The 17,787-nt window shown below is 47.6% G+C and carries 15 protein-coding genes and 1 other annotated feature; of the genes, 7 read left to right on the top strand and 8 right to left on the bottom strand.

Features of this window, described 5'->3' with window-relative positions; all coding sequences use genetic code 11:
- Positions 1-182: 182 nt before the first annotated feature.
- On the bottom strand, positions 183-1,199 hold the full coding sequence (gene sohB / locus MO387_RS10690) for a protease SohB (protein WP_012197295.1): 1,017 nt from the start codon (positions 1,197-1,199) through the stop codon (positions 183-185).
- Positions 1,200-1,310: 111 nt separating this feature from the next.
- Complete coding sequence (locus MO387_RS10695) at positions 1,311-3,833, bottom strand: VolA/Pla-1 family phospholipase (protein WP_107948125.1); 2,523 nt, start codon at positions 3,831-3,833, stop codon at positions 1,311-1,313.
- A gap of 262 nt (positions 3,834-4,095) precedes the next feature.
- On the opposite strand from MO387_RS10695, the gene MO387_RS10700 reads away from it, so the two are divergent.
- The gene (locus tag MO387_RS10700) at positions 4,096-4,833 is read left to right on the top strand and encodes a YciK family oxidoreductase (RefSeq protein ID WP_063884786.1); all 738 of its coding nucleotides are present in this window, start codon (positions 4,096-4,098) and stop codon (positions 4,831-4,833) included.
- A gap of 143 nt (positions 4,834-4,976) precedes the next feature.
- Here the strand turns inward: MO387_RS10700 and MO387_RS10705 are convergent, their stop codons facing one another.
- From MO387_RS10705 to MO387_RS10730, 6 genes are all read right to left on the bottom strand, one after another.
- A complete protein-coding gene (locus MO387_RS10705) occupies positions 4,977-5,942 on the bottom strand; it encodes a hypothetical protein (protein WP_107948127.1) in 966 nt (321 codons plus the stop codon).
- Positions 5,943-6,042: 100 nt separating this feature from the next.
- On the bottom strand, positions 6,043-6,918 hold the full coding sequence (gene rluB, locus MO387_RS10710) for a 23S rRNA pseudouridine(2605) synthase RluB (RefSeq protein ID WP_006082181.1): 876 nt from the start codon (positions 6,916-6,918) through the stop codon (positions 6,043-6,045).
- Positions 6,911-7,507, bottom strand: coding sequence for an SMC-Scp complex subunit ScpB (gene scpB, locus MO387_RS10715; protein WP_012089553.1), 597 nt, complete (start codon positions 7,505-7,507; stop codon positions 6,911-6,913). The genes rluB and scpB overlap by 8 nt, the downstream gene beginning before the upstream one ends.
- 3 nt (positions 7,508-7,510) lie before the next feature.
- Positions 7,511-8,299: a ScpA family protein gene (locus MO387_RS10720; protein ID WP_011847143.1), complete on the bottom strand. Its 789-nt coding sequence runs from the start codon at positions 8,297-8,299 to the stop codon at positions 7,511-7,513.
- A 159-nt stretch (positions 8,300-8,458) separates the two neighbouring features.
- Positions 8,459-9,079 carry an L-threonylcarbamoyladenylate synthase gene (locus MO387_RS10725; RefSeq protein WP_006082184.1) on the bottom strand — a complete coding sequence of 207 codons (621 nt, stop codon included), beginning with the start codon at positions 9,077-9,079 and terminating at the stop codon, positions 8,459-8,461.
- Positions 9,076-9,936, bottom strand: a complete 861-nt coding sequence (locus MO387_RS10730) for a PHP domain-containing protein (protein ID WP_107948129.1) — start codon at positions 9,934-9,936, stop codon at positions 9,076-9,078. Before MO387_RS10730 ends, MO387_RS10725 begins: the two co-directional genes overlap by 4 nt.
- A gap of 210 nt (positions 9,937-10,146) precedes the next feature.
- Positions 10,147-10,254, top strand: a sequence feature (Trp leader region).
- Between the two features lie 98 nt (positions 10,255-10,352).
- On the opposite strand from MO387_RS10730, the gene MO387_RS10735 reads away from it, so the two are divergent.
- From MO387_RS10735 to trpA, 6 genes are all read left to right on the top strand, one after another.
- Complete coding sequence (locus MO387_RS10735; RefSeq protein WP_107950246.1) at positions 10,353-12,026, top strand: anthranilate synthase component 1; 1,674 nt, start codon at positions 10,353-10,355, stop codon at positions 12,024-12,026.
- 9 nt (positions 12,027-12,035) lie between these two features.
- Positions 12,036-12,659, top strand: a complete 624-nt coding sequence (locus MO387_RS10740; protein ID WP_107948132.1) for an aminodeoxychorismate/anthranilate synthase component II — start codon at positions 12,036-12,038, stop codon at positions 12,657-12,659.
- Complete coding sequence (gene trpD, locus MO387_RS10745; RefSeq protein ID WP_107948134.1) at positions 12,656-13,723, top strand: anthranilate phosphoribosyltransferase; 1,068 nt, start codon at positions 12,656-12,658, stop codon at positions 13,721-13,723. The genes MO387_RS10740 and trpD overlap by 4 nt, the downstream gene beginning before the upstream one ends.
- A gap of 4 nt (positions 13,724-13,727) precedes the next feature.
- Positions 13,728-15,215, top strand: coding sequence for a bifunctional indole-3-glycerol-phosphate synthase TrpC/phosphoribosylanthranilate isomerase TrpF (gene trpCF, locus MO387_RS10750; RefSeq protein ID WP_107948136.1), 1,488 nt, complete (start codon positions 13,728-13,730; stop codon positions 15,213-15,215).
- A 196-nt stretch (positions 15,216-15,411) separates the two neighbouring features.
- The gene (trpB, locus tag MO387_RS10755) at positions 15,412-16,602 is read left to right on the top strand and encodes a tryptophan synthase subunit beta (RefSeq protein ID WP_063884781.1); all 1,191 of its coding nucleotides are present in this window, start codon (positions 15,412-15,414) and stop codon (positions 16,600-16,602) included.
- Between the two features lie 5 nt (positions 16,603-16,607).
- A complete protein-coding gene (gene trpA, locus MO387_RS10760) occupies positions 16,608-17,429 on the top strand; it encodes a tryptophan synthase subunit alpha (RefSeq protein ID WP_107948138.1) in 822 nt (273 codons plus the stop codon).
- The last annotated feature ends 358 nt before the right edge of the window (positions 17,430-17,787 follow it).

Raw genomic sequence — 17,787 nt, forward strand, 5'->3', positions numbered from 1 at the left:
CGCATTTGCTGCATGACGTTTTATTAATGTGCTTAACAAGCTGATAGCAATAGTGAGTGAATGATTTTAAATAGAGGGGGAATAAAATAAAAGCCAAAAAAATCTGCAATAGATACGCAGCTTTGGGCGTTAAGCCAAACAAAAAAGTGTGAATACTCAAAAAGTATTCACACTAGATTCCGTTACATTGGACGGTTTTTCTCGATAAGACGATTAAAAATGGCATTCACAGATAAAGATGCGCCATGGGCAATTTTATCGGCAAGTTTCTTTCTCACCTGATAACGCATCTTATACACAGTGCGCTCTGCGGCAAGTGACATAATCACATCATCACTAGTCGAAATCGCATCGACTAACCCTAATTCAATGGCTTGCTGGCCATACCAATGCTCGCCCGTGGCTACTTTCACTAAATCCAACTCAGGGCGATATTTACCGACAAACGCTTTGAATAAGACGTGGGTTTCTTCGAGTTCTTCTTGAAACTTCTGTCTTCCCTCATCGGAGTTTTCACCAAACACTGTCAAGGTACGTTTAAAATTACCGGCCGTATGTTGCTCATAATCAATTTCATGCTTTTTCAGCAAACGATTAAAGTTCGGCAGTTGAGCAACAACACCAATTGAACCAACAATTGCAAAAGGCGCCGCATAAATTTTATTCGCAACACAGGCCATCATATAACCGCCACTGGCAGCCACTTTATCAACGCAGACTGTTAGTGGAATATCGGCTTGGCGTAAACGGTCAAGCTGGCTGGAGGCTAAACCATAGCCATGCACCATCCCGCCACCACTCTCGACATTAACAACCACTTCATCGCCTTTTTCCGCGATAGCTAAAATGGCACTGATTTCTTCACGCAGTGACGCAACCTCAGCGGCATCGATACTGCCCTTGAAATCGATCACGAACACTTTGCCCGTGCTGGCATCATCAGCAGCTTTGTCTTTCGCCTTTTCTTCGGCCTTTAATTGCTTCTCATAGGCTTTGAATTGCTTCTTTGAAAGGAGTTCTTCTTTTAAGCCATGCTTCAGTTCTTCTAACTCTTCAGACAGGTTAGTGATCCTCAGCTCGCCCTTATCTGACTTATGTTTAACAGTGGAAGCCAACACCACAATAATAACCGCAACGATTGCGACCACTATCGTGACGGCTTTCGCCAAAAACATTCCATACTCGTATAAAAATTCCAAAGTGCTCTCCGTTAGGGCGTTACATCAATCAGTCAATTGCGCGCTATTCTAACAGCCTAAAGGCCCATAAAAAAACCCAGCATTCGCTGGGTTTTTCAGATTAAGCGCAGATTAGTTAGGACAAGTCGCAATGACATCGCTGTTTGTCACTAAAATCGTCGCATCTCCTTTACCTGCAGTCGCAGCATAGGTTGCTACTTGAGTCTGCATTTCAACGGTAGCAGCGGCAGCCATACCAGCAGCCATACCATATGTAGCGTCCGTTTCACTTGGGCTCACAATCGAACTATGGTGACCTTTAGAGAAACGCACAACGCCATGACCTTTACTCGTACTATCGACACAAGGTAGGCCAATAGCAGAGATCAGCGGCTCAGTGCCCGATAACGGGAAGTTATCTACACGGTTCGGTAACACTTGATCAGGTAAGTTACCGTTGCCATCACCGGCTATTTCAATCAAATGAACAGGTAAGTCCGTCGCCTTTAACATAGCGGCATGGTTAATTGGATCCGCAGAATCCACAGCCGTTTGAACCGCAAAGGCAAACGTTGGAATAAACTGAGCATATACTGCCTGCACCAGTGCCGCATATTCAGGACTACCCACCTCGTACCCTGCAGTATTAGCCTTATCGACCAGTGCTTGGAAAGTCGCAGATGCCTTGATATTGCTAAACAGCACTGGACCAAAGGTTGCTGAACCCGCAAATGATCCTGCTAATCCCCCTGCAGGCGCTGCTAAGGATAGAGCCTTGATGCCATATGCATTTGGCAAGGCATCACCCGTTGCAGGGTTCTTCATGCCAGTGCTGGCATAGGTCGCAAAATCGGTGCCGACAATCGCGCCTAAACTCAGACCTTGAGCACTGATTTTAGACACGTCAAATAATTGTGCTTCATTATCCTTAGCTAAATCGGTAGCTAATTTATTTAGTGCAAATCGAACACCTAGATGATCCATCGTCGCTTGACGGAAGTTATCACGCACCGACAAAGTGCTAGAGATATTCACGAACACCAACGGATTACCATTTTTATAGGCATCAGGTTTATCTGAAGGAGCAGGGAACGAGGGATCTGTCGCAGAGACGTCATAAATCCCATCGTTGTTAGCATCGAATGAACGCGCCCCATGCAGTGGCATATCAATAGCAATAGTTGCAACGCCCATGGCCGCATACGTACCCGCATAGGCTAGTGACATTTCTTTACCGCCACCTAAACCGTGCAGTGCGATTGTTGTTGGCCAACCAGCCAATGGCGCAGTCGCTAGATCAGGATTATTGTACAGCGCTGCTAATTTAGCTGCATTAGGGATTGAAATCAGTACAGGTACGGTTTCATATCCTTTAATCGCTGGAATTGGGTTGAACTTAGTCAGATGCTTAGTTTTATCTACCGCTGTACCATCGTCTAACAACCAAGTTTTACCCGCCATTAGAGACGGATTAGCTAACGCATCGGCGGGGTTCGCAATACTATTGGCCACGGCTTGCATACCAAAATTATTCTGGCTGAGTGTGCCCGCTTGCAAAGCTAATAGTACGGAGACTGGACTATCGCCTTGTGCTTTCCAATGGCCATTAATTAATGGTTTGCCTTCTGTTGATAAACAACTGACCGAAGAACAGTCACCATATATCGGCAGTTTGATTTTAGCGCTATACACATCGGCTAAATCAGCGGCTTTAAAGGCAGCACTATTTGAGTCAGTTAATCCCGCCGCTTGTGCAACAGTTATGCCTAAAGGCGTTGGCATCTGGGCAAAACTTGGCGCATAGGGAGACCCTGGTTGTACCATCAATAGTTTAGTGGTTTCATATACATTAGCGACAGATTGTGTGGTGAATAAGCCGGTAAAGCTTATAGTCGATAAATCAACATTATGAGCCGCAGCTATGCCTTTCTCATAACTATTAATCAAAATCTGTAGGGACTTTTGTTCTGGTAACGGTAAGCCTAATGTATCAGAATCCATTCGAACCGCTTTATAAGTGCTAGATGTAACCAATGACTCGCCTTCAGAATCTCGTATGACATTAGTTGTTGCATAAATATACGATTGACCTGCTTTCAACGGCTTAATTGGAATGATGACAATCTGTTTACCGACAGCTTTAGAAACAAAGTCTACGCCATATTGTAATTCGCTACCGACTTTACAAGCCGAAACCGATGGTTTTTGCTTACATTCTGGATCAGATGATAAAGGACCACCGACAGTGGCTTCAAACATTCTTACTGCACCGGGTAATCCAACCGTGGCTTCATCTAATGACAGTTCAACGCCCTTATGGACAAGCGTCACGTCATCAATTGGAATTGTAATGGGTGAAGTCGTAGACCAACCATCTAAAGCACCCAAAGCCATTTGAGGATCAGTGTAATCAGTTGTGCCATCAGCCTTTTCCTTAGGCATATTTAATGTACCATCAACAGTACCATTAAATATTAGATCATTCGGAGTCGATAAAACTGGTGAAACCTTATTACCTGGATCAAATCCAATCGTTATACGCGATTCAGGGACGAGCGGTTCTGTCTTATCCTTGAGTTCGTTAAAACTGTCCTCACCACATCCTGTGAGGCCCAGTGCAGATGCAATCGCAACACCCAAAATGAGTCTTTTCATCTTTTTTCCCCAAATCTTGTTGTAATAGTTTTGTTTTCCCCAAGAAATTAGTCACAATAGCTTTTAAATCTGTGACCAATAGGGCTTATGTTAGCCCCTAACTCATTTCAAGTTAACGTAAAAATATTGAGTTAGCCACAAGTTTGTCACAAACATTTTAGCTATTTATAACAAAGTTTCATTCATTTGTTTGAAACATGCGTTTATCACTTCGGCGACTCTAGAAGTGGCGGGCATTCTCGCCAAGAGGAAAAAGAGACTCATGTTGGAATATCAAGCAGCAAAAGATTTACTCAAAGGCAAAACAATTTTAGTGACAGGCGCTGGCGCAGGTATAGGTCGCACCGCTGCCATTGAGTTTGCAAAGCACGGCGCCACTGTGATTTTACTCGGTAAAACAGTGAAAAAACTAGAAGCGGTTTACGATGTCATCGAACAAGCCGGTTATCCAAAACCTGCCATAGTGCCATTAGATCTTAAGGGCGCGACGGAGCAAAATTATCGCGATATGGCCGATACCATAGCCGAGCAATTCGATCATTTAGACGGCTTATTACATAACGCGAGCCTGCTCGGTGCCCTAGGCCCGTTTGAACACATAGATATTCCATCACTCGAAGACATACTCAAAGTGAACGTCACGGCCCAAGTTATGCTAACTAAAGCATTACTACCTGTGATGCGCCAAGCACCCAGTGCATCGATTATCTTTACGTCGAGCAGTGTGGGTCGTCAAGGCCGCGCCTACTGGGGACCTTATGCCTTCTCTAAGTTTGCCACCGAAGGCATGATGCAAGTCCTCGCCCATGAGTGCGATGGCACCTCGGTTCGCGTCAACAGTATCAATCCAGGTGCAACCCGCACTGAGATGCGCGCTAAAGCCTACCCAGCTGAGAATCCACTGGATCTCAAAACCGCAGAAGAGATCATGCCGACCTATTTATATTTAATGGGTCAAGATGCTAGCGCAGTGAACGGTCAGCAGTTCAACGCTCAGTAATCGCATCGCTTATCGGTTTAGCAGTATGATTCAGCAATAATAAAGGGCCTATTGATGGCCCTTTATTATTTTAGATATTCGCAAGATGGATCTCTGTATTAATCCATGGGAATAAACAGCATAAAAACGCTGCACCACCAATCTTAACTTAACTGAATTTTTGCAAAATAAATCATCGTTTTAGCTTTAGCGGCTCTGCTTGATTCATCAAGCAAATTCTGCGTATCTAGCGGTGAGTCAGCTAACTCATGGCTTGAGTAATAACTTACCCACAACTCATTTCCGTCAATCACAACGCCCGCATAACTGGTATCGCCCTTCGATGGCAGTGTCAGTAGTTCTTGAACCACGCCAGTATCAGGATGAATTTCAACTAAAGCCGTTCGAACTTGTTCATCGTATAAGCGCACCACAGCCAACAGGCGGGATTGATACATCAACATCACTGGCCCACCAATGCGCTTATCGAGTTCTTGCCATTGCCAATCGGTGAATGGCGCGCGACTGTGACCGAGTAAACCAACAAATTCAGGGCCCCAAACGGGATCGCGCCTCAAGAGACAAAAGCCGCTGTCTTGATCAAAAACAATGGCTGTTTCGTTGACATAACCTTGATTATTAAACACCTTTAGCCAAGTCTTGAACTGCACGCCATCATCACTCTTATACAACCGAGTGTCACCATCAGGTCCTGGGCGATAGCCCACACCATAGAGCGTATTTTGATGCTCGGTTAAACGCCATAACCAATAGCCCTTATCAGCTATCTTTAGCGCATCCGACCACACTAGCCCATCGGCTGAGCGCCAAAGATGTGATTGAAGACCCGACTTATCATGTAAGGTCCCGCCACCGAGTAAAAGCAATTCCCCTTGATATTCAATCAGTTTACCGTCGCGTAAATCAGCCTCTTCCGAACGAATAAACGCCACGCTCTGCCACGTCTCGCCGCCATCAACTGAACGTAGAATACGCAAAGCGCCATCGGGTGACACATGGGCAGTCCCTTCACGGAAAACACAAAAAAGTGCTTCCTGAAACGCGATTAAATCGGTAAACGCATTATGGGCAGCCTGCTCCCAAATCCGTCGCACTGACATTAGCTTCATCCATTCACTCCTCAATTCAGCTGACTCTTGTTATAACATAGCTGCAAATAACAGAAAGCAAAAAGGCCGCTAAGCGGCCTTTTCATGGGAATAAAACAACTTAGCTGCGCTGACGCGATGGCTTAGGTTTTCCCGAACCTGTCACTTTATGCTTACGCACAGCGCGGCGAATTTTGGCACTCTTCACCTGTGCACGGGCTACGCTGTGTTTATCGGCAGCAAGCATAGTGCGGGTTTCAGGCTCTAAACCTGCCAGTTTACGCAAGTAGTTAACTTGCTCCATTGGCAATTCAACCCAGCCACCCCGTGGCAGTGATTTTGGCAATTCAACCATACCGTAACGAATACGGATCAAACGGCTCACTTGCACTTCTTGGGATTCCCAAAGACGGCGCACTTCGCGGTTACGACCTTCGCGTAAACACACATGCCACCACTGGTTCATGCCTTCGCCGCCCGCTGGCTTGATGCTATCAAACTGCGCAGGGCCGTCCTCTAACATTACGCCAGTACGCAAACGTTGCACTGTCGCTTCAGGGATTTCACCGAAGGTACGCACTGCGTATTCGCGGTCGACTTCGTTCGATGGATGCATTAAGCGGTTCGCTAATTCACCATCTGAGGTAAACAACAATAAACCTGAGGTGTTGATGTCTAAACGACCTACCGCAACCCAGCGCGAATCACGCACTTTAGGTAAGCGATCGAATACCGTTGGACGGCCTTCAGGATCTTTACGACTACAAATTTCGCCTTCGGGTTTATGGTATGCCAATACTCGACAGATCACGTCTTCGGCAGACTTTAACGAAATCGATCTCCCATCGATACGCACTTTGGCATCGGCTTCAATCCGATCCCCAAGGCTAGCAATTTCACCATCAATACTAACTCGGCCTGCAGCAATCCATGCCTCCATCTCACGACGGGAGCCATGGCCTGCACGGGCCAAGACTTTCTGCAATTTTTCACTCATTAGTATTTTGCTCTTCTGACTGTTCCGGCGTTAATTTCACACTTGAAAAAACCGCCTGCAATGACTCAGTATCCGACAGCGGCGGTAAATCCGCTAAGGTGTCTAAGCCAAAATATGCTAAAAATTCTAAGGTAGTGGCATACAACGCGGGTCGCCCCGGTACTTCTTTATGGCCAACTACTTTAATCCAATGTCTATCTGACAAACTTTTTATGATGTGACTACTAATGGCCACACCGCGCACCTGTTCAATATCGCCGCGAGTCACAGGTTGACGATAAGCAATCACCGCCAAGGTTTCTAATGTCGCACGCGAATATTTAGGCGCCTTTTCTTGCCACAGGGGCTGCAAAAAAGGACTCAAGACTTCCAAGGTCTGGAAGCGATAACCTCCAGCGACTTTCACAAGTTGTACACCTCTGTCTTGATAATCCTGCTGCAGCTCATCCAATGCAGCTTTTATTTTGTCTCTGGAAACCGTGAAATCCACCAATACAGTGTCTTTCAGCATTTTCGCCGACAAGGGTTTCCCCAATACAAACAAACTCGCTTCAATAAGCTGTTTTAATTGAGTCGGATTTATCTGCATCAATTAATAGGCCTTAACGTAAATAGTTGAAAACGGTTCTGTTTGGTACAATTCAACCAATAATTCTTTGACTAATTCCATCAGTGCTAAGAAGGTCACGACCACGCCTGCACGGCCTTCAGCTACGGTAAATAAACGTTCAAATGCCGTAAAATCTTCCGAGTTCAGCATGGCTAAAATCTGGCTCATGCGCTCACGCGTCGATAACTGTTCACGCTTAACGTGATGATCTTCATTGGCATCGATACGTTTGAGCACATCGCCAAAGGCGCGGGCAATTTCAAACAACGAGACTTCTGGCGGGATCATTAACGGCTTAATGTCAGGTGCTGCCACTGCTTTGGCTTGAAACACATCCCGCTCGAGCCGCGGCAAATCATCGAGTTTTTGCGACGCTTCTTTAATCACTTCATAGGCTTTCAACTGACGGATCAATTGAGCCCGAGGATCTTCCTCAACCTCATCTTCAGCCACCATACGCGGCAGCAGCAAACGGGATTTAATCTCGGCAAGCGTTGCCGCCATCACTAAGTAATCGGCAGCGAGTTCAATTCGAGCCTGAGTCAGCAACGTAATATATTCTAAATACTGCGCGGTGATTTGCTGAATGGGTAAATCGACAACGTCTAATTTCTGCTTACGGATCAAATATAAAAGTAAATCCAATGGGCCTTCAAAGGACTCAAGGAATACTTCTAATGCCTCTGGCGGAATAAACAAATCCAGCGGCATTTCGGTCATTGCCTGACCACGAATAACGGCTAAGGGTAAACTCTGTTGCGTGCCCTGCATCCGCTATCTTGCTCCGTTAACGCTGCGCTACCCAACTTAGGCTAACGCCAAACGCGCGATTATACCTGTAAATCTGCTGCGATAAAACTGCCAAATGTGCACAGCCACTCGCCGCATCACTCACTCGTATCCATTAGCGATAAATCTAATACGGCAGATTTAGAGGAAAGGCGTGATATCACCCGCGCCTTCACGCAAAATTTCGGCGCCATCTTCAGACATATCAATCACTGTCGTCGGCTTTTCGCCTAAATAACCGCCATGGATAATCACATCCACTTGATGCTCGAGCAAGTCGCGAATTTGTTCAGGATCAGACTCGGCAAATTCTGCATTTGGCATCACCAAACTGGTCGACATCAGCGGCGCATCTAAGGCTTCAAGCAACGCTAGTGCGATCACATTGTCGGGCACGCGAATACCTATGGTCTTTTTCTTGTCATTTTGCAGACGACGCGGCACTTCTTTGGTCGCTTTAAAAATGAACGTATAAGGCCCAGGCGTGCAACTTTTTAGAATGCGATACGCCTGATTATCCACTTTGGCGTAGGTCGCAAGCTCAGATAAATCGCGGCACATCAATGAAAAGTTATGATCGTTCTCGATTTGACGAATTCTCGCCATCCGCGTCATCGCGTCTTTCTCACCAATCAAGCAGCCTAAGGCATAGCCCGAATCGGTGGGATAAACAATCACACCGCCCGCTTTTAAGGCGGCAACAGCTTGACTGATAAGGCGTGTTTGCGGATTTACTTCATGTACATAAAAAAACTGACTCATGGTCGTTCCACCCAAGATTCCGATTGCCAGACCCAATCAATACCTTGGGGCTGATACAGATTTTTACCTAATTCGATCCAATTACTTGGAAAGTGAAAATCACTCCCTATCGATGCAAGCAATTGATTTTGTAAGCTCAAGGCCACAAGGTTGGCCCTGTCGTCTAATGTTTGCTGGCCAAGTACCACTTCCATGGCATCTCCACCCGCTTCTTTATATTCGCGCACTAAGCGCTTAAGCCACTTTGCCGATAACTTATAACCACTGGGATGCGCCAACACAGCTAATCCACCCGCGTTATGAATGATATCGATGGCGCTGGCCATATCACCCCAATTATTGGGGACATAGCCGGTTTTACCGCGGGCAAGATAGCGTTTAAATACGCTCGGCATATCCACAGCATGACCATTTTCAGCCATCCAACGGGCGTAATGTCCACGGCTCAATGCCGCTTCACCCGCCAACGCCTTGGCACCTTCGTAAGCGCCTTCAATACCAGCCTTGGCTAATCTATGGCCAATTTCTTGAGCGCGTAATTCACGTAACTCACGCTGGTTTTCTAAAAATGCTAATAAAGCTGGGTTATCCGCATCGAAGTTAAGCGCAACTATGTGGATATCATAACTGTTCCAGCGAGTAGAGATTTCTACGCCAGAGATCAATTTCAACGGTTCTGCTTGCGATTGATTAAAGGCACGGGCTTCGGGTAAACCTGCTACCGTGTCGTGGTCAGTAATCGCAAATAACTGCACGCCCTTTTCAAGGGCTCTAGCCACCAATTCAGACGGAGTTAACTGACCGTCGGATGCGGTCGTGTGGCTGTGCAGATCAGCCAATATGCTTTGAGTATTCATGGGGCTATTGTACGTGAATTTGTTAATAAATGCGCTGCTATCTCGCATTTTGTGGCTGTGTGACTTAAATTTTCTGCGTCATTAAAGTGAATAAATCATAGAAAATGAAAAATATTCAATTGACATTAGACCCCAGCTAAGGTTTTCTATACACCAATTACTGAATTAGCGAGACCCTTTTGAATGACACACATTAATGCTTCATTAAACATCATTTGGTGGTGGCACTTCCCAACTTAGCGGGTGGTGTGAAGCTCTGTGCTCATTTGAAAGTGACCAGAATCAACAAGAAGCCCGCAGAAATGCGGGCTTTTTTGTTAGGTGCGAAAAATGTCGGCAGACTCGGGTAACAAGATTAAGAAAGCGAGATAACTCATGATGTTAAAGACATTTTATAAGGTAGCTGGAGTATGAACATGCCCAAACAGACATTCGCACGCTCAAGCACATTCAAGGCGGCATTAACCTACCACAGCGATCCACTGCGCTTGTATCAGCACATTACCCAAGATGCGCCCCATACTATGTTGTTGGAGTCGGCCGAAATCGACAGTAAAGATCACTTAAAAAGCATGGTGATGACCCATGCCGCCATGATGATCCGCTGCGACGGTTATCAACTGACCTTCACCGCATTGACCGACAATGGCGCGAGCTTACTTGCCCCAATCGCGCTCTTTTTCAGTACTGCTGTCAATGTCGCCAGAGATAACTTGACCTTAGTGGTCACACTGCAAAAAGACACTCAGCTGCAGGATGAAGATGCACGCTTAAAATCAACTTCGCCACTCGATGGCCTGCGGATGTTTATCCAGCAAATTGATTGTGGCACTCATACTGACAGCCAAAGTAAACCCCCCTTTGAAGATCTGTTTTTAGGTGGCGTGTTGGCCTACGACTTGATTGATACCGTCGAACCGCTGCCAGCCGTACCGAACCGCGATAATGATTGCCCAGACTACTTATTTTACCTCGCGGAAACCTTAATCCTTATCGACCATAAACTGAAACAAGCCGACATCATTACCCATAATTTCAGCCGTGATTCAGTCCAGTATGCCGCCATCACCGCAGCGCTGAGCGAGCGAGTACAGCAGTTAAGCACACAATGTAAAACTCTCGGTAATTCACCTGCCGATGTGCCGACACTGGTCGCCATCGACGCGACTGAGCAAGTCAATATTTCCGATGAGGTGTTCAAACAAACCGTTATCGATTTGAAAGAACACATTATTGCGGGCGATATTTTTCAAGTGGTGCCATCGCGTAGCTTTAGTTTGCCTTGCCCGAATACCTTAGGGGCTTATCGCGCCCTGCGCCTGACTAACCCAAGCCCTTACATGTTTTATTTCAGAGGCCAAGATTTCACGCTTTTTGGTGCTTCACCAGAAAGTGCGCTTAAGTACGAGGCCAGCAGTAATCAAGTCGAAGTCTACCCGATTGCTGGCACCCGCAAACGCGGCAAAACCGCCACGGGCGAGATTGATTTTGACTTAGACAGCCGCATTGAACTTGAACTGCGTTTAGATAAAAAAGAACTGTCAGAACACTTAATGTTGGTCGATTTAGCACGCAACGATATCGCGCGCATCAGCCAAAGCGGCAGCCGTAAAGTCGCTGAATTATTGAAAGTGGATCGCTATTCTCACGTGATGCACCTCGTCAGTCGCGTAACGGGTCAATTGCGCCAAGATTTAGATGCGCTGCATGCTTATCAGGCCTGTATGAATATGGGCACTTTAGTTGGCGCGCCAAAAGTAAGCGCATCACAACTGGTTCGCCAAGCGGAAAAAGCCCGCCGCGGCAGCTACGGCGGCGCTGTCGGTTACCTTAATGCCCTTGGGGATATGGACACCTGTATTGTGATCCGCTCGGCCTTTGTCAAAAATGGCACCGCCTTTATTCAAGCGGGCGCGGGCGTCGTGTTTGATTCGGATCCCCAAAGTGAGGCTGACGAAACCCGTCAAAAAGCCCAAGCTGTGATTTCGGCCATCAAAATGGGCGCTGGACTGCGAGTCAATGAATCGCCAGTAAATGACGCGTCGGCTCAATCGACTTTTGTGCAATCCACTTCAGTACCATCTAAATAGGAGCCAAACATGAAACTCTATCTACTCGATAACTTTGACTCCTTTACCTACAACTTAGTGGATCAATTTCGCAGCCTAGGCTGTGAAGTGGTGATTTACCGCAACGATGTTGCCGCCGACTTTATCGCTGAAAAATTGCTTAACGAACAAGAACCCGCAGCCCTAGTGTTATCACCCGGTCCTGGTGCGCCCCATGAAGCAGGCTCTATGATGGCGCTTATCGCCAAAGTCGCCGGTAAAGTCCCTATGCTGGGCATCTGCCTTGGGCATCAAGCTATGGTGGAATATTACGGCGGCAAAGTGGCGCGCGCGCCTTTTGTGGTGCACGGCAAGGCAAGCCCAACCTTCCATGATGGTACTGGCGTATTTGCTGGTTTGCCCTCTCCCCTGCCCGTTGCCCGTTATCACAGTCTGGTCGCCACTCACGTGCCTGATTGCTTACAAGTAATCGCAACGACTGACGCTATGCCGATGGCGATTCTGCACCCTGAGCACAGAGCCGTTGGCTTTCAGTTCCACCCAGAATCGATTCTAACAACGTTGGGCAGCACACTGCTCATTCAAACCTTAGCCTTTCTTACCCAAGAGATGACATTTCTACCCCAAGAGATGAAAACAGGAGTAAGCGCATGAGTACCAACCCTATTCAGCCTTTACTCGACATTTTATACCAAGGTAAAAGTTTAAGCCGCGAGCAAACCTTTGAGATTTTTAGCGCGTTAATTCGCGGAGAAATGAGTGAAGCCGCGATGGCGGGAATGTTAGTTGCGCTGAAAATGCGCGGCGAGACTATTGATGAGATCAGTGGCGCCGCCGATGCCATGCGCGCCGCTGCCAAGGCTTTTCCCTACTCGAATGGCGATAGCATTAACAATGGCATCGTTGACATAGTTGGCACGGGTGGCGATGGCTTTAATACCATTAATATTTCCACCACAGCGGCCTTTGTTGCCGCAGCGGCAGGCGCTAAGGTCGCCAAACACGGCAATCGTAGCGTGTCGAGTAAATCGGGTTCATCGGATCTTTTGGCGCAATTTGGCATAGACCTAACTATGTCGCCAGAGACCGCCAGTCGTTGCCTTAACACATTGAATCTGTGCTTTTTGTTTGCGCCCCACTACCATGGCGGGGTAAAACATGCGGTGCCCGTAAGACAAGCACTGAAAACGCGCACCTTATTTAACGTGTTAGGGCCGCTAATTAACCCCGCACGACCTGAATTTATGTTACTTGGCGTGTATAGCCCTGAGTTAGTCTTACCGATAGCGAAAGTATTAAAGGCGCTTGGCACAAAACGCGCTATGGTAGTGCACGGCAGCGGTTTAGATGAAGTCGCGCTGCACGGCAACACCCAAGTTGCTGAGTTAAAAGACGGCGACATTATTGAGTATCAACTCACGCCCGCCGATTTAGGCGTGCCTTTAGCGCAAATATCAGACTTAGAAGGTGGCGAACCCGCGCAGAATGCCTTGATTACCGAGGCAATTTTAAAAGGTCACGGTACTGAAGCACACGCCAATGCGGTCGCCATCAATGCCGGTTGTGCTTTATATGTCTGTGGAATTACTGATTCAGTCAAAGCCGGAACCTTACTTGCGCTCGCTACCATTCAAAGCGGCAAAGCATTTGAGTTATTAAGCCAGCTCGCAAAAGTCAGCGGTGAAGCCCATGTCAACGGTCAAGAAAGAGGAAGATAAGCGAATGTCTCAAGTAGAAGTGACTCCAACAGCAATGACTCAAGACCTGCGTACTCAGCCAGAGGCAGCCACAAACGCTATGCCAAAAAGTAATGTGTTAACCCGTATTGTCGATACCAAAGCGGCCCATATTGCCGCCCTGAAGCTGCGTTTCCCTGAGGCGAGTCTGTCGCCAAAAATCTCTGACCGCAGTTTATTTTCCGCACTCAAGACACCCAAGGCGGGTTACATTTTAGAATGCAAAAAAGCCAGTCCGTCCAAAGGGCTTATCCGCGATGTGTTTGATGTAGAAGCCATCGCCGATATTTACGGTAAATATGCGGCGGGCATTTCGGTATTAACCGACGAGCAATTTTTCCAAGGGGATATGGACTATATCCCTAAGGTGCGCGCTCGGGTCAACCAACCAATTCTGTGCAAAGATTTTTTTGTGGACGAATACCAAATCAAACTCGCCGCCCACCAAGGCGCCGATGCGATTCTGTTGATGCTGTCCGTGCTTGATGATGAACAATATCAACATCTAGCGAAAGAAGCGGCTAATTATCAACTCGATGTACTGACCGAAGTCAGTAACGAAGAAGAACTTAAGCGCGCCATCGCATTAGATGCGCCGATTATCGGCATCAATAACCGTAATTTAAGGGATTTGAGTACCGATCTCGCTACCACAGAAGCGCTGGCGCCACACATTGGCAGCGACCGCGTGGTGATCAGCGAATCTGGCATCTACAACAATGAGCAAGTACGCCGCCTGAGTCCGCTGGTTGATGGCTTCCTCGTTGGCAGCTCGATTATGGCTGAGGCTGATATCGACTTGGCCTGCCGTAAACTGATCTTCGGTCACAATAAAGTCTGCGGCCTCACCCGTGTGGAAGATATCCGCGCCGCAGCAACAGCAGGCGCTGTCTATGGCGGACTGATTTTTGCTGAAAAATCCCCACGCGCGTTAGCCCTTGATACAGCAGAACAACTGCTCAGGGCGTATCGCGCATCCGATGCCCCCGCCATTGAATTTGTCGGTGTGTTTGTTAATGCAGCGCCAAGCACCATCACCGATATCGCCGCCAGTTTGCAGTTATCTGCCGTACAACTGCACGGCACTGAGACTGAACTTGAAATCGCACAGCTCGCTGAGCGACTTGAGCAAGCGGGACTCACCACCCAAATTTGGAAAGCCGTGAGCGTCGATGCTCAAACGGGTGAACTTGGCAACTTGCCTCAGGGAGCATCGCGATATCTCTTTGATAGTAAAACGGCAGGTCAATTTGGCGGCTCAGGCCAAGCCTTTAATTGGCAAAATATTGATGTGAAGTCCTTAGGCCAGCAAAAGGCCCATGCCATGTTGGCGGGCGGACTCAACGCCGACAATGCGGCAAGTGCCAATGCCCAAGGATTTTACGGTTTAGATTTTAATTCTGGCCTAGAAACCGCCGCAGGAATTAAATCGGCGCAACTGATCCAAACGGCTTTTACCCATTTACGTCTCTAGCCTATCGCGCTAAGCAAGAAGCCCTAGATGCAGTTGGTGCTCGACAAGCGTGATGCTCGACAAACAATATGAACCTATTAATGCCAGTGGCCAAATAGATAACGGCTCAGTTAACACTATGATGCGGTTAACACCAAAACGCGGTTAGCACAATCGAAGCCACTGACAAACTGATTGATAAGATAAGGAAAAAGGTATGTCAAAGTTAAAGCTTAACCCTTATTTCGGCGAATACGGCGGCATGTATGTGCCACAGATTTTAGTGCCAGCCCTTAAGCAATTAGAAACTGCCTTTGTGGAAGCGCAGGAAGATGACGACTTTAAAGCCGAATTTACCGATTTACTGAAAAACTACGCGGGCCGCCCTACAGCACTGACCTTAACCCGCAATTTAAGCCCCAACCCTATGGTGAAAATCTACCTCAAACGGGAAGATTTACTCCACGGCGGCGCCCATAAAACTAACCAAGTGTTAGGCCAAGCCCTGCTTGCTAAACGCATGGGCAAAAAGGAAATCATTGCTGAAACTGGCGCAGGACAACACGGCGTTGCCACCGCCCTTGCCTGCGCGCTATTAGGCTTAAAATGTAAAGTCTATATGGGTGCTAAAGACGTTGCGCGCCAATCACCGAACGTATTTAGAATGCGTTTGATGGGCGCGGAAGTCATTCCTGTCACCTCAGGTTCTGCCACCTTAAAAGATGCCTGTAACGAGGCGATGCGCGACTGGTCTGGCAGCTACGAAAAAGCCCACTATTTACTGGGCACAGCCGCGGGACCACATCCGTTCCCAACCATAGTGCGTGAATTTCAACGCATTATTGGCGAAGAAACCAAGAAGCAAATGCTGGAACGTGAAGGTCGTCTGCCCGATGCGGTTATCGCCTGTGTGGGTGGCGGCTCTAACGCTATCGGCATGTTTGCTGACTTTATTGACGAGCCGAGTGTCGAACTGATTGGCGTCGAACCTGCGGGTAAAGGCATAGACACGCCAATGCACGGCGCGCCGCTTAAACACGGTAAGACAGGTATTTTCTTCGGTATGAAAGCGCCTTTGATGCAAGATAGCGAAGGCCAAATCGAAGAATCCTACTCGATTTCAGCAGGATTGGACTTCCCCTCCGTTGGCCCGCAGCACGCGCATCTTAATGCCACAGGCCGCGCCCGTTATGAATCGGCTACCGACGATGAAGCCTTAGAAGCCTTCCAACAACTGGCGCGCTGTGAAGGGATTATCCCCGCATTGGAATCGGCACATGCTATCGCCTATGCCGTGAAAATGGCGCGCGAGTGCACCAAAGAAACCATTTTAGTGGTCAATCTTTCCGGTCGTGGCGACAAAGATATTTTCACCGTTTCTGACATTTTGAATGGTAAAGAGGAATAATAAAAATGAGTGACACGTCTATCAACACTGGCCGTTACCAAGCCACCTTTGCCAAACTCAAAACCGAAGGTCGTGGTGCTTTTGTCCCCTTCGTCACCCTTGGTGATCCTAGCCCTGAGTTATCGCTGAAAATTATCGATACCTTAGTGCAAAACGGTGCCGATGCCTTAGAACTGGGCTTTCCGTTTTCCGATCCCTTGGCCGATGGCCCAGTGATCCAAGGTGCTAACCTGCGTTCTTTAGCCGCGGGCACGACTCCAACGGCGTGTTTTGAATTACTGGCGCAAGTGCGTGCTAAATATCCTGAACTGCCAATCGGTTTGCTGCTGTATGCGAACTTGGTGTTTGCTAATGGCATAGATGCATTTTACGCCAAAGCGCAGCAAGCGGGTGTGGATTCAGTGCTTATTGCCGACGTACCCGTAGAAGAATCGGCGCCCTTTAGCGAAGCCGCTAAAGCCCATGGTATCGCACCCATTTTTATCGCGCCGCCCAATGCCGACAGTGAAACCCTTGCACTGGTTAGCGCCAGCGGTGAAGGTTACACCTATCTCTTATCCCGCGCAGGGGTGACAGGCACAGACACTAAAGCTGGCGTTCCGGTGGAAGAAATTCTATCCAAATTGAAAACTTTTAACGCGCCGCCACCGCTACTCGGCTTTGGCATTGCCGAACCCGCTCAAGTAACTGCCGCCATCAAAGCAGGTGCTGCGGGGGCGATTTCTGGCTCTGCCGTAGTAAAAATCATCGAAACCCACCAGCACGATGAAGCTAAGCTACTGGCGACACTTGGCGATTTTACTCGCGCCATGAAAGCGGCGACCTAAGTTAATCAAGATTACAATCTCTGAGATAAATCACTGATTGATATTGATAAACTAAATCACTGATTTAAATTGATAACCTTAAGCACTAGCCTAAATAGCTAGTGCTTAAGACGCGAAGAAAGAGAAAAATCAACAAAATAAGTGAGGCACATTCGCAGCCTCACTTATTTTGCTTTAGATTGACCGACTCCTATGTTTACCCTGCCTTGCTCACCTCATTGTTGGTGTTCTTTTACGGCTCTTATCTTTCTCAACAATCACGCCTCAAACACCACCCCTACCGAGACAAGAAATCAAACTGATAGCTTAACGGTTATTTAGTCACAGTTATTTAGTCACAGTTCCTCGATAGCATGTC

The sequence above is a fragment of the Shewanella sp. N2AIL genome, assembly GCF_022690845.1.
GTDB classification, from domain to species: Bacteria; Pseudomonadota; Gammaproteobacteria; order Enterobacterales; family Shewanellaceae; genus Shewanella; species Shewanella baltica.

Excerpts from the sequence above, each read along its gene's own strand:
- MO387_RS10695 (WP_107948125.1), bottom strand. The coding sequence starts at position 3,833 with ATGAAAAGACTCATTTTGGGTGTTGCGATTGCATCTGCACTGGGCCTC.
- MO387_RS10700 (WP_063884786.1), top strand. The coding sequence starts at position 4,096 with ATGTTGGAATATCAAGCAGCAAAAGATTTACTCAAAGGCAAAACAATT.
- MO387_RS10705 (WP_107948127.1), bottom strand. The coding sequence starts at position 5,942 with ATGAAGCTAATGTCAGTGCGACGGATTTGGGAGCAGGCTGCCCATAAT.
- rluB (WP_006082181.1), bottom strand. The coding sequence starts at position 6,918 with ATGAGTGAAAAATTGCAGAAAGTCTTGGCCCGTGCAGGCCATGGCTCC.
- scpB (WP_012089553.1), bottom strand. The coding sequence starts at position 7,507 with ATGCAGATAAATCCGACTCAATTAAAACAGCTTATTGAAGCGAGTTTG.
- MO387_RS10720 (WP_011847143.1), bottom strand. The coding sequence starts at position 8,299 with ATGCAGGGCACGCAACAGAGTTTACCCTTAGCCGTTATTCGTGGTCAG.
- MO387_RS10725 (WP_006082184.1), bottom strand. The coding sequence starts at position 9,079 with ATGAGTCAGTTTTTTTATGTACATGAAGTAAATCCGCAAACACGCCTT.
- MO387_RS10730 (WP_107948129.1), bottom strand. The coding sequence starts at position 9,936 with ATGAATACTCAAAGCATATTGGCTGATCTGCACAGCCACACGACCGCA.
- MO387_RS10735 (WP_107950246.1), top strand. The coding sequence starts at position 10,353 with ATGCCCAAACAGACATTCGCACGCTCAAGCACATTCAAGGCGGCATTA.
- MO387_RS10740 (WP_107948132.1), top strand. The coding sequence starts at position 12,036 with ATGAAACTCTATCTACTCGATAACTTTGACTCCTTTACCTACAACTTA.
- trpD (WP_107948134.1), top strand. The coding sequence starts at position 12,656 with ATGAGTACCAACCCTATTCAGCCTTTACTCGACATTTTATACCAAGGT.
- trpCF (WP_107948136.1), top strand. The coding sequence starts at position 13,728 with ATGTCTCAAGTAGAAGTGACTCCAACAGCAATGACTCAAGACCTGCGT.
- trpB (WP_063884781.1), top strand. The coding sequence starts at position 15,412 with ATGTCAAAGTTAAAGCTTAACCCTTATTTCGGCGAATACGGCGGCATG.
- trpA (WP_107948138.1), top strand. The coding sequence starts at position 16,608 with ATGAGTGACACGTCTATCAACACTGGCCGTTACCAAGCCACCTTTGCC.